Origin of the sequence: Mesorhizobium sp. M7A.F.Ca.CA.004.12.1.1, from assembly GCF_003997835.1 — a bacterium.
In the GTDB taxonomy this organism is placed as follows: Bacteria; Pseudomonadota; Alphaproteobacteria; order Rhizobiales; family Rhizobiaceae; genus Mesorhizobium.
Window position 1 is genome coordinate 1 of sequence record NZ_RZRK01000106.1, and the last position, 11,217, is coordinate 11,217.

General features: G+C 63.4%; 12 protein-coding genes and 1 pseudogene. 9 read left to right on the forward strand and 4 right to left on the reverse strand.

All coding sequences use genetic code 11. The features are described 5' to 3' along the window. The 3 genes from EN984_RS08120 to EN984_RS08130 all read right to left on the reverse strand — a co-directional run. Window positions 1-886, reverse strand: an 886-nt coding sequence (locus EN984_RS08120) for an ROK family transcriptional regulator (RefSeq protein WP_164765404.1), incomplete at its 3' end; no start/stop codon positions are given. Between the two features lie 179 nt (window positions 887-1,065). Beyond that, window positions 1,066-2,088: an SIS domain-containing protein gene (locus EN984_RS08125; protein WP_127269593.1), complete on the reverse strand. Its 1,023-nt coding sequence runs from the start codon at window positions 2,086-2,088 to the stop codon at window positions 1,066-1,068. Continuing rightward, the gene (locus EN984_RS08130) at window positions 2,089-3,012 is read right to left on the reverse strand and encodes a BadF/BadG/BcrA/BcrD ATPase family protein (protein ID WP_236382668.1); all 924 of its coding nucleotides are present in this window, start codon (window positions 3,010-3,012) and stop codon (window positions 2,089-2,091) included. Between the two features lie 216 nt (window positions 3,013-3,228). On the opposite strand from EN984_RS08130, the gene EN984_RS08135 reads away from it, so the two are divergent. From EN984_RS08135 to EN984_RS08175, 9 genes and pseudogenes are all read left to right on the forward strand, one after another. Next, window positions 3,229-4,413, forward strand: a complete 1,185-nt coding sequence (locus tag EN984_RS08135; RefSeq protein ID WP_245465224.1) for an extracellular solute-binding protein — start codon at window positions 3,229-3,231, stop codon at window positions 4,411-4,413. Between the two features lies 1 nt (window position 4,414). Then, window positions 4,415-5,350 (forward strand): sugar ABC transporter permease, encoded by a 936-nt coding sequence (locus EN984_RS08140; protein ID WP_127272222.1) that lies wholly within the window; start codon window positions 4,415-4,417, stop codon window positions 5,348-5,350. After that, window positions 5,347-6,195 (forward strand): carbohydrate ABC transporter permease, encoded by an 849-nt coding sequence (locus EN984_RS08145; RefSeq protein ID WP_127272221.1) that lies wholly within the window; start codon window positions 5,347-5,349, stop codon window positions 6,193-6,195. Before EN984_RS08140 ends, EN984_RS08145 begins: the two co-directional genes overlap by 4 nt. A gap of 29 nt (window positions 6,196-6,224) precedes the next feature. Beyond that, window positions 6,225-7,157, forward strand: coding sequence for a 3-keto-5-aminohexanoate cleavage protein (locus EN984_RS08150; protein ID WP_127270835.1), 933 nt, complete (start codon window positions 6,225-6,227; stop codon window positions 7,155-7,157). 11 nt (window positions 7,158-7,168) lie between these two features. After that, window positions 7,169-7,306, forward strand: a pseudogene (locus tag EN984_RS08155) (ATP-binding cassette domain-containing protein); the annotation flags it as partial. A gap of 47 nt (window positions 7,307-7,353) precedes the next feature. Then, a complete protein-coding gene (locus EN984_RS38660; protein ID WP_245456826.1) occupies window positions 7,354-8,043 on the forward strand; it encodes a hypothetical protein in 690 nt (229 codons plus the stop codon). Between the two features lie 130 nt (window positions 8,044-8,173). Further along, on the forward strand, window positions 8,174-9,145 hold the full coding sequence (locus EN984_RS08170) for a hypothetical protein (protein WP_236382664.1): 972 nt from the start codon (window positions 8,174-8,176) through the stop codon (window positions 9,143-9,145). Then, entirely contained in the window at window positions 9,109-9,333 is a 225-nt protein-coding gene (locus EN984_RS38665) for a hypothetical protein (RefSeq protein WP_236382662.1), read from the forward strand. The genes EN984_RS08170 and EN984_RS38665 overlap by 37 nt, the downstream gene beginning before the upstream one ends. Next, on the forward strand, window positions 9,326-10,039 hold the full coding sequence (locus EN984_RS08175; protein WP_236382661.1) for an ABC transporter ATP-binding protein: 714 nt from the start codon (window positions 9,326-9,328) through the stop codon (window positions 10,037-10,039). Before EN984_RS38665 ends, EN984_RS08175 begins: the two co-directional genes overlap by 8 nt. 410 nt (window positions 10,040-10,449) lie before the next feature. On the opposite strand, the gene EN984_RS08180 is transcribed toward EN984_RS08175, so the two are convergent. Further along, window positions 10,450-11,217 (reverse strand): ABC transporter permease (locus EN984_RS08180; protein WP_164765405.1); only part of this gene is annotated, 768 nt, incomplete at its 5' end.

The following is an 11,217-nucleotide window of genomic DNA, read 5'->3' on the forward strand; positions in this document are numbered from 1 at the left end:
CCGCCGACGCTGAGCCCTCCAGAGCACGCGCGAACAGATCCTTGGCCGAGTCGGGCGGCGCGCCTTCCCCAGCGGGCCAGTCGACACGACAGCGCTCGATCAGCGCCCGCGAGCCGAGATAATGTTCGAGCCCTTCACGATAGGGCGTCTCGCTGGCCGACCACGGAAACGGCATGCGGCCGATTTCGCCGGCAGCACCGCCGGCTCCGCGAAACAAACGCCCTTCGGTGATGAGGCCGAGGCCGACCCGCACGCCAACCTGCAGAAAGGCGAAGGTCTGGTGGCCTTGCGCGGCGCCAAAGTGCATCTCGCCGATGGCCGCGCAATTGACGTTGTTTTCCAGGATGATCGGCACTTTGACACTGCGCCGCAGCAGGCCAAGCACGGCGGACGGCCCGCCGGGCCGGTCAAAACGATCGTTGGAGACGATGCGCGGCACCGCCACCGCAATGGCACGCAGCGCGCGAAAACTCTTGGCCACCTTGGCCATTGTGGCACGCGCCACCGACAGCACGACAGCGCCGACCGCGTCGGCATCGCCGGCTATCGTTTCCGGGATCGGTTCTTCCGCCGACGCCAGCTTCTGCGCGTCCATCGAATAGGCGACGGCACGCACCTGGGCGGCGCCGACATCGATGCCGATCGCGTAGCCCGCGCCGGGACCGATGCCGTAGACCGTCGCCGTGCGGCCGATGGCGCCACGCTCCAGTCCGCGCGACGCCACAAGACCCAAGGCGCTCAGTTCCGACACCGCCGCCGACATGGTCGGTTTCGACAGGTCGAGCATGGCGCCGAGTTTCGGCCGGGTCACCGGCCCATGCGCGGCGAGCACACGAAGCACGGCGCGGGCGCTCTCGGTCAGATTGGGGATTTCCGCAGCCGCCATCTCAGCCGTTCGACCTTTTGCCCTGAAAATCCTATTGGCCGCGCGCAAAATCACCAGCACGACTCAAAGGCGCATGCATGTTCCCCTGAATGCCTCATTGCCGGGCAGTTTGGCAATTTCCGCAAGCAGGATCTCAAACCGAAGGTCGAACGCAGCGGAAAATGCGCGAACAGGACAGGCTACACCTCGGTCGGCGACCACGGCTTCAGCTTGGTGTCGGTCTGGCGGTAGCGGAACGTAATGTCGGCGAGGCCGGCGGCGTCCTGCATGTCGCCGACAATGAGCTGGATGGCGATGATCTCCAGTATGGCATCGGCCATGTCGTTGCCGAGTGCCGGGATGGAAATCACCACTAGCCTGTCGGCGGCAGCGACATCGACGCGCCGTGTCACCAGCACCGAGTGACAACCGAAGGCCGCAACATCCTGCGCGATCTTCACCTCGCGGCCATCACCGATGCAAATGAGTCCGGTCGCCGCATCTTGCGATTCCATCGGTCCGTGCAGGTAGTTCAGCGTATCCCATCCGGATGCCGGCACCCTCACCGCCTCGCGGATCAGCATCGCCGCCTCGCCGGCATTGGCGAAGCCGACGCCGGCGCCAACGATGTCGATGGATGTTCTGCCCTGCAGCAGCCGTGCCGCCTGCCCAGCAGCTTGCGTCGCGCCGGAAAGAACGGCGGCTGCGGCGGCAGGCAAACGCGCCCAATCGAAGCTGTTGCCGGCAAGCCTGCCGATCAGCATGCCAAGCGCCAGCAAGGTCCCGGTATAGCCGGTGGAGCTTGCGCCATTGTCGGCGCCAGAATCCGTGGCAAGCACAGCACCAGTCAGATCAGCCAGCGGATTGCCGCTGCCACGGCAGACCGCCAGGCGCGGCGCGCCCGACGCCTCGCGCATGACGTCGTAGATTTCGCGGCTCTGCCCGGAGGCCGACAGCGCGATGAACGCATCGGCGGCTGCATCCGTCCGGCCATAGAGATCGGTCGGCGTATAGGCAAAAGCCTTGATACCGGAGGCGCGCAGATAAAGCGCACCGGCCAGCGCTGCCTGATAGCTGGCGCCGATGCCGGCAAGCCCGATCGTCTTGCCGGCAAAAGCGCGGAGATCGAGGTCGTCAAGCGACGAGGCCACCGAACGCCGGCCGATTTCGAGACTTTCCGTCTGGCGCGCCACCGCCGGGCGATAGCCGATACGCTTCATCATTCAAACCGCTCCAATTCCCAAAGATTGGCCCTGACCGACCAGCAGTCGTCTCGCCAAGGCGACCGCACCCAGCACCGGCGGCTCGCGCAGCAGCAGCACCTGGCTCGACGGCGAGACCTTTGCCATGGCCTCGACGAATGCCGTCATCAACATCGGCTGCTCCGAGATGACCCCGCCGCCAGCCACGACAAGGGCGGGATTGGCGCCGCGTTCGATCAAGAGTGCGACCAATGCGGCCAACCCTGCCCCGCCTTCGCTGATAACACGGATAGCCAGAGCCGAGCGGGCGATCGCCGCGTCGAATACGGCATTGGCATAGCGGCCCCAGACCGCAGCACCACGCGTTTCGTTGAGCAGGATGCCAAGCTTGGTCTGGTCGTCTGTACCCAGTTCGCGCATCAGCCCGGCAATCAGCGGGTCACCATCCTGGCCCCGGTCGAGGCTGTGCCGGACTGCTTTCGCCGCCTCGCGCACCAATGCCGGCGCGCTGCCCTCGTCGCCAAGGATCCAGCCCCAGCCACCGGCTGCCAGCATCTTGCCATCGGCCGTGCGTGCCACCGCGATCGAGCCTGTGCCGGAGACGACGCCGATGCCGTCGATATAGCCAGCGGCAGGAACCATCAGCTCGGCATCGTTGACCACCTGCACCGCACCACCGGTCCTGCTTGCCAGCAGCGCCTGGAAGCGAAGGCATTGTTCACCCGTGTCGCAACCATGCGCGCCAACGGCCAGCACAGCGGGCGCGACCCCGCCGCACAATCCCGCGACGATCCCAGCCAGCGTCGTGGCATCGGTTTCCATCTGGCGGATGCGCCAGGTCTCCGTCACCAGCACCTCGTCGGCGATCGTACGCTCGCCCTGGCACGCCATGATCCGCGTCTTGGTGCCGCCGATATCCACGCCTGCAATGATTTTCTGGGTCACCGTTATCCACCGCACACGCCGGACGAAGCGGGTTGCCGCGTCCAGATCCTTATTAGTTAGGAAACTTTACAAACTATCTTTCCAGACGGCAAGAACTATGATTTGATAATGGTCGTAAAAAGCGCATCAAGCGCATTGGGAGATTGCAACATGAGCAGGAGAAAGATTGGTCTGGCCCTCGCGGCCGCGTCTTTCGCATGGGGACTCGCAGCCAGCGTGGCACATGCAACCGACATCTCGTTCTGGACCTGGCGCCAGGAAGACAAGGCTGCCTACAATGAACTTTTCGCGGATTTCGCCAAGGCCAACCCGGACATTCATGTGAAGTTCGAGTCGTTCCCGGATGAGAACTATCCGACGATTGTCTCGACGGCGCTGGCCGCCGGCAAGGGCGGCGACGTCATCCACACCCACGCCTATGGCTGGCTGGAGCAGTTCGTCAAGGCTGGCTATTTCGAGCCGCAGGATCTGACCACGGTGCCTTCACTCGCCAACCAGCCCGCCGATGCGCTGGTGGCCGGCACCTACCGCGCCGACAAGAAGGTCTATTCCCTGCCCTTCGCCTCGCAGACGCTCGGCCTGTTCATCAACAAGGACGTCTTCACCAAGGCCGGGCTGACGCCGCCGACCACATGGGATGAGTTCATAACCGTCAGCAAGGCGCTGAAGGACAAGGGTATTTACCCCCTGGCCAACGGCATGGGCACCAGCTGGTTCAACGAGATGTTCGTGGCCATCTTCACCAACCCGTTCCTCGGCCAGGACTTTGTCAGGGACCTGACGTCGGGCAAGACCACCTTCAAGGACCCGCGCTATGTTGCGGCGCTCGGCATGCTGCTCGAACTGCGCGACTACATGCCGCCCGGCTTCGAAGGCATCGACTACGACACCGCCGGCCAGCTGTTCATCAGCGGCAAGGCGGCGATGCTGGCCGGCGGCAGCTTCGATATCGCCAGCTACCGCACCCAGAACCCGGCCATCAACATGGACTTTGTCGCCCCGCCAATGGCCAAGGCCGGCGACACACCGCAGGTGACCAAGTTCTTCGATGGCGGCTATGCCGTCAACGCCAAGTCGGCCAACAAGGAGGCCGCGCTGAAGCTGGTCAACTGGATGGGCACCAAGGAGTTCGGCGACAAGTTCTCCGCTCTGCTCGGCAACATCTCGCCGATCAAGGGCGTCGTCATCAAGGACGAGCTTCTCGCCCATGTCGCCAAGTTGAACGAAACTGCCATGCCGCATATCAATGTCGTCTACTTCCGTTTCGAGAAGCCGACGGGATCGGAGCTGCTGCAGGGCGACATCACCAAGATGATGTCGGGTTCGATCACCCCGGACCAGCTCGCCGCCGACCTGACCAGCGGCCTCGCCAAATGGTACAAGCCTTTCCAGGGCAAGTGACATGAACATCGGCCGGCGCCACACCACAAAAGCCTTTCCGTGGCGCCGGTCACTCTGGATCGCGTCCCTGCTGACACCGGCCCTGGTGGTCATGGTGTTGTTCGTGCTCTGGCCGCTGCTGTCGGCCTTCCGCCTTGCCTTCTATGAGTTCAACGGCTTGCAGCCGACCGGATTCATCGGCTTTGAAAACTTCCGCAAGGTGCTGTTTGAACAGCCTTACAGCGACTGGACCTACAATGCGCTGAAGCACAACATCATCGCCTTCGTGGCGCTGATGGTGTTCGAGAACGGCACCGCCTTCCTGCTCGCCTACGCCTTGCTGAAGGCACTGCCCGGCCACCGCATCCACCAGGTCATCGTCTTTCTTCCCGTCGTGCTGTCGGCGGTCATCGTCGGCTTCCTGTGGAAACTGTTTCTGCACCCGCTGTTCGGTCTGGTGAACCAGACGCTGGCGCTGGTCGGCATCAGCGCCATCCCGTGGCTCGGCAACGAACACACCGCACTCGGCAGCGTCCTGTTCGCCAATGTCTGGCACTGGCTGGGCTTCCCGACCCTGGTGCTTTTGGCCGGCATGCAGCGCGTCAGCAAGGACGTGATCGAGGCCGCCCGTCTCGACGGCGCCGGCGACTATGTGCTGATGACCAAGATCGTGTGGCCGCTGATAGCGCCCAGCGTCACCATCGTCACCATCCTGACCTTCATCGGCAGCTTCAACTGGTTCGAAATTCCGTATGTGATGGCCGGCCTTACCGGTTCGCCCGGCGGCGCCACCGACGTGCTCGGCCTCTATTTCTACCGCACCGCCTTCGGCTCGACGACGACCGGCATCCAGGATTTCGGCCAGGGTAGCGCACTGGCCGTGATGATGTTCATCATCGTTGCCGGCGTCACCGCTATCGCGCTTCGCTATCTGCGCCGTCGTGAGATCGAACTGTGAGCGAAACAAACGGCACCAGGGAACCCGGCGAGCTGTTGAAGAACGGCGCCATCCAGCTGATGCTGGCGGTCAATGCCGTCATCATGATCTATCCGCTGTTCGTCATGGTGATGTCGTCCTTCAAGACCAATGCCGAGATCTTCAGCTCGCCCTTCGCCCTGCCGGCGCACTTCTCGCTGGCCAATGCCGAGCGGGTGTGGAGCGAAACCAATTTCGTGCGCTACCTCGCCAATTCCGTCGGCATCACCATGGCCGCGGTGGCGCTGATCCTTCTGTTCAGCACCATGGCCGCCTATGCGATTGCCCGCTACCAGTTCAGGCTGAGCGCGCTGGTGCTGATGTTTTTCCTCAGCGGCATGACCGTGCCGCTGAAACTGGCGATCATTCCGCTGTTCATCCAGCTGGATTCGCTGAGGCTGGTCGACAGCTATGCCGGCCTGGTGCTGGTCTATGTCGCCATGGGCATTCCCTCGGCGGTGTTCATCATGACCGGCTTCCTCCGGACTTTGCCGCGCGAACTGGAAGAGTCGGCGCGCATGGACGGCGCCAGCGAATTTCGCATCATGCGATCGATCATGCTGCCGCTGGCGCGCCCGGCGCTCGTCATCGTCGCAATCCAGAACGCCGTGCCCATCTGGAACGACTTCTTCTTCCCGCTGGTGCTGATCACCTCCGACAATCTCAAGACGCTGCCGCAGGGCCTCACCGTCTTCGTCGGCGAATTCACCACCGACTGGGGCGTGCTATTCACCGGGCTGACGCTGGCGGCGTTGCCGATCACGCTGCTCTACATCGTTCTGTCGAAGCAGTTCATCTCCGGCATCACTCAGGGTGCGGTGAAATAAGGCACTGTCAGTAACGAGGATTGTTTCAAGTGGCGAACCAGAACAAGATCATCATCACCTGCGCGGTCACCGGCTCGATCCACACGCCGTCAATGTCGCCGCATCTGCCGGTGAGCGCACAAGACATCGCCGAGGCCGCGATCGGCGCGGCGGAGGCCGGCGCTGCCATCGTCCATCTGCATGCGCGCAACCCCGTCGATGGCCGTCCCGACCAGTCGACCGAGGCCTTCGCGCCCTTCCTCAGGGTGATCAAGCAGCGCTCGGACTGCGTGATCAACATCACCACCGGCGGCGCCGCGACGATGAGCGTCGAGGAGCGGGTCAAGCCGGCGGCGACCTTTGCGCCGGAAGTCGCCTCGCTCAACATGGGCTCGATGAATTTCGGCCTCTATCCGATGCTGGAGCGCTTCAAGACCTTCGAACATGATTGGGAGCTTCCATATCTCGAAGGCTCGCGCGACCGCATCTTCCGCAACACCTTTGGCGATATCGAGCACATATTGCGCACCTGTGCGGAGAACGGCACCCGTTTCGAAATCGAGTGTTACGACATCGGCCATCTCTATACGCTCGCCCATTTCGTCGAGCGCGGCCTGGTCAAGGCGCCGTTCTTTGTCCAGAGCGTGTTCGGTATCCTTGGCGGCATCGGCACCCATCCGGAGGATGTCGCGCATATGAAGCGCACCGCCGACCGCCTGTTTGGGCGGGACTACCACTGGTCGGTGCTGGGCGCGGGCCGAAGCCAACTGCCGATCGCCACCCAGGCGATTGCGCTTGGAGGCAATGTGCGCGTCGGGCTTGAGGACTCGCTGTGGATCGGCAAGGGCCAGCTGGCGAAATCCAACGCCGAGCAGGTGAAGAAGGTCCGCCAGATCATTGAGGGGCTCGGTGCCTCGGTGGCCACCCCTGACGAGGCGCGGCAAATTTTGCAGCTCAAGGGTGGCGACAAGGTCTCTTTCTGAGGAAAACACTAATGAGTGCGGTCACCATATCGGGCGTCGAGAGAGCCCTTGGCAAGGCGAAGGTTATCCACGACGTATCTGTCGACATCGCGTCCGGTGAGTTCGTCATCCTCGTCGGACCGTCCGGCTGCGGCAAGTCGACCTCGATACCGTCGAAACATGGCCGGCGCCTTTCCGCCAGCAGGCGCTGGCCTTGATGGCGGCGGAGCGGAATGACGATCCGGATGCCGCGCTCGACCGTCTCGTGCTCGAGGCGGCGCTGGCCGAGGGAGACGATCAGGCGCTGGCGCGCAAGGTGCTAGCCCGCATCGAAGCCGGTTCGAGCCGGCCGTCCTTCCTGCCGCGCCTGCTCTTGAGTCGGGCCGGGTTTGCCGCCTGCGCTGCTGCCGCGCTCATAGCGGCGACGCTGGCAGGCTACCAGGCGGCGCGGCTGCAGGACGATCCGTCCGATATGGAGCTTCTGGCGCTGGCGTCGGGATCGTCGCTGGCTTATGGCGTGTCCCGGATGATCCGGCAGAGGAGGGCTCGCTTTGAAGCGTTCCCGGATATGGACGGCGACGCTGGTGGTGCTCGCCCTTTCGCTCGGGGTCAACTTCTTCCTGCTCGGCTATGCCTTGCACGGCCTGCGCAAGGGCGCGGCGCGCGCGTGCTGTTGTCGGAGATTGCCAGCACTTATCCGCCCGAGGTAAGGAAGGAGTTCCGTGGCGTGCTGCGCGACAACGGCGCTCGCACCTTCCAGGCACTGCGCGAACTGCGTGCCGCGGGCACCATTGTGGCGGCGGCACAAACAGCCAAACCCTTTGACGAAGCGGCGGTGAAGGACGCGACGGCGGGGTGCGCACCGCCACGACCAGCCTTCAGGCGACGATGCAGGGCTATCTCCTGATGGCGCTGAAGAATGTAACCGCCAAACCTCTGTGGGAGGCTGAGCCGCTACGGCCCTACTGGCGGCACAATCGTCACCGACCTATGTCGATATCCAACCGGCTTTGAGGCCCGATCACGAAGATGGAACAATGCGGCACGACGGGCTTGTCCTGACCTTGCTCCGACGCGAACTCTCGGCTGGCTTGCGCTCGATGCGCCGCCGCGACCTTGCCTGGATCGGGCTTGGTGGCTGGGCCCTTTTTGCCTACGCCATGGCCGACGTCGTTGTCGCGTTGCAGGCCGGGGCGGCCACGCTGCGGCAGGAGCAGGCGCTGTGGCTGCTTGGTTTGCCGAGCGCGCTTCTCATTCTTGGCGGCTTCGCTGGCAACGCGCTCGCCAGGCTTTGCCTGTCGCGCGCCTTCGCGCCTTTCCTGAAGGCTTTGCCGCTGTCGCTTCGGGAGCGCCGGCGCATGGCGGCGGTGGCGGCGTGTGCGCTGGGCGTCCCCATTGTTTTCATCGTCGCAGCAGCAGTAGGCCTTGGCTGTCTCGTCATTGCAAAACCACTGGCACCGACCTGGGGTCTCGGCGCCGCGATCCTGTTTGGCGCCAGCTTCTGTGCGACAGCCGTCCTGTGCCTGCGGAGCGCGCGCGACCTGGTCAACGCCGACACTGCCGATCTGGCAAGGGATCCGGACGGGCGCCGGCCCTTGCTAGGTGCCGTCGATCGTTCGACACCGGCGTGGCTCTCCAGCTGGGCCTGGGATCTACCCGCCGGCCGCATAGTACTTTCGTGGCGGCTGGTGGGAGCAGCCATCCTGTTTGGTTTCGCGACGGTTGTTGCTGCCTCCATCAGCTTCGTTCGTCACGATGCCGTGCCGGCGGCCATGGCCGGCCTGACCGGCGGCCTTCTCGTCTTCATGCTGAGCGCGCGCTTCCATCCGCTGGACTCGCCAGTGCTGCGCACGGCTCCGCTCGGCTTCACCAGGGCCTGGCTGCGCCTGGCGCGGCTGCCCCTGCAATTGTCGGTCGCCTACTTTCTCCTGCCGGCCGTTGCTGCCTTGGCGGCTGAGCCTCGGCCTGGGCGATGCCGCTCGCTAGCGGCTTCTGGCTGCTGGCGCTGAACGGCGCCTATGCGGTGTTTGCCGCCTATTTCATGACCGCGCCATTCGTCGCCGCGCTGAGCTTCCTCGGCGCCATCGCCTACACCAGCTACGAGTCGCTCGAATATGGGCGCACGGTGCTGATCGGCTTTGCCGCCCTTGTCCTGTTCCTGTGGCACCGGGCGCAACGGAGATATCGCCATGGATAGCAGTGTCGATCCTGTCGAGATACTCGCGGTTCGCGGGCTCGGCGCCGGCTATGGGGGCCGACCAGTTGTCGCCGGCATCGGGATGACGCTCGATCGGGGTGACATCCTTGGCCTGCTCGGCGCAAACAGCTCAGGAAAATCCACCTTGCTGAAGGCGATCACCGGTCAGATCCGGCTGCTCCAGGGAAGTGTGGCGATCGACGGCCGCGATCTCGCCAGCGCGCCGGAGCCCGCCAAGGCCGGCTTCGGTCTGGCCATCGATCCGCCTGAACTGCCGGCAGCGCTCACCGGGCGGCAATATCTCCAGCTCGTCGCGTCGATCCGTGGCTGTACGGAGAATGACTGGCCTGGCGTCGAAGTTGTCGAGAGATTGGGGCTGAGGCGCTGGCTCGAACGGCCGATTGCCGAATATTCGCTTGGCACGCAGGCCAAGATTGCCATTGCCGCCGCATTGCTCGGCGCGCCACCGCTGCTCATCTTCGACGAATCCCTGAATGGCCTCGATCCGCTCGCCGCCTTTGAGGTCAAGCGCATCATCCGTGCCATCGCACTGAGGGGGCAGCCACGCGGTCATCATCTCCACCCATATCGTGGAAGCCGTTCCCGGCCTTTGCAACCGCGCGGTGCTTCTGGCCGAGGGCAGCATTGTCCGAGAGTGGGATGCCCGGCAGTTGGCCGAGGCAAGCCACGCGCCCGGCGCTTTTGAGCTCCACGTTATGCAGGCGCTGTCGGAACCCATGAGCTGGCCAAAGAGGTAACGCGGCTTTTTTACCCAGAGGGAACGGCTTTCGGGTGACGTCTGCCTTTGGGTAGTGGCAAAGGCATCCCGAATTAGCGAACGGAGGCGCAAAGCTGCCATTCGTTTCAAAATGAATATGGTCAGCAAATGCTGAATCAGCTTCTTGAGTCAAATTGGGCGAACCGCTTACGCCACGTAGGTCGCCTGCGTGAAAGCCGGCAGGAAGCGACCGCCACCCTTCAACCGCACCATGGCGTACGTGGCTGGGAGAGCGACGGACGGCGACCAGCAGCGAGTTCGCCAGCAGACTGGAGATACAACGTCGAGTGCACGAAGATCAGAAAGGCGCGAGATCTCGCCCAACCGCAGGTCGACGCTCACTTGATGATGCCGATCTTCTTGCGATCAATGGTCACGAATACGGCGCAGACCAAAACCGTACCCTTGACGATATTCTGAAGGTACGGATCGACACCGGCCATGTTCATGCCGTTGGAAAGCAGAGTGATGATCAAAACACCCAGCATGGTACCGACAACACTGCCTACGCCTCCAGTCAATGGTGTTCCGCCGACGACCACCGCGGCTATGACGTCCAGTTCAAGCCCCTCCCCGAGTTGGGCGGTGGCGGCCATGGCGCGCGCGGCTTGTAGCAAGCCGGCAATGCCGCACAAGGCACCGAGAAGCACATACATATAGATTTTCACGCGCGCGACCTGAATGCCCGTTAGAATGGCGACACGTTCCCCACCGCCTATGGCGCGAACCTCGCGCCCGAACACCGTCCTGTTGATGATGCCATACGCGACAACCATCAGCACCAGGCCAACGATCACGGAGTGCGGAATGCCCAAAGTCCGATTGGTATAGACATCAAGGAATTGCTCATCCTCGATCGAGACAGGAGCGCCACGTGTAAAAAGCAGCACGATGCCGCGATAGACCACCATCGCTCCCATGGTTGCGATGAAGGACGGCACCTTGCCTTTGGCCAGGAGAACGCCGTTGATCAATCCGGCAACAGCACCGACGGCAATGGCGGGAATGATCGCCGCGGCGCCAAGGCTGTCAGCTGTCAATGCGGCTGCCAATGCCGCCAGTGCAACAATTGAACCGACCGAAAGATCGATTGAACCGGCCATGAT

What these genes read in the sequence shown, in the direction of transcription:
- EN984_RS08140 (WP_127272222.1), top strand. Translation starts at nt 4,415, where the DNA reads ATGAACATCGGCCGGCGCCACACCACAAAAGCCTTTCCGTGGCGCCGG.
- EN984_RS08175 (WP_236382661.1), top strand. Translation starts at nt 9,326, where the DNA reads ATGGATAGCAGTGTCGATCCTGTCGAGATACTCGCGGTTCGCGGGCTC.
- EN984_RS08170 (WP_236382664.1), top strand. Translation starts at nt 8,174, where the DNA reads ATGCGGCACGACGGGCTTGTCCTGACCTTGCTCCGACGCGAACTCTCG.
- EN984_RS08125 (WP_127269593.1), bottom strand. Translation starts at nt 2,088, where the DNA reads ATGATGAAGCGTATCGGCTATCGCCCGGCGGTGGCGCGCCAGACGGAA.
- EN984_RS38665 (WP_236382662.1), top strand. Translation starts at nt 9,109, where the DNA reads ATGCCGCTCGCTAGCGGCTTCTGGCTGCTGGCGCTGAACGGCGCCTAT.
- EN984_RS38660 (WP_245456826.1), top strand. Translation starts at nt 7,354, where the DNA reads ATGGCGGCGGAGCGGAATGACGATCCGGATGCCGCGCTCGACCGTCTC.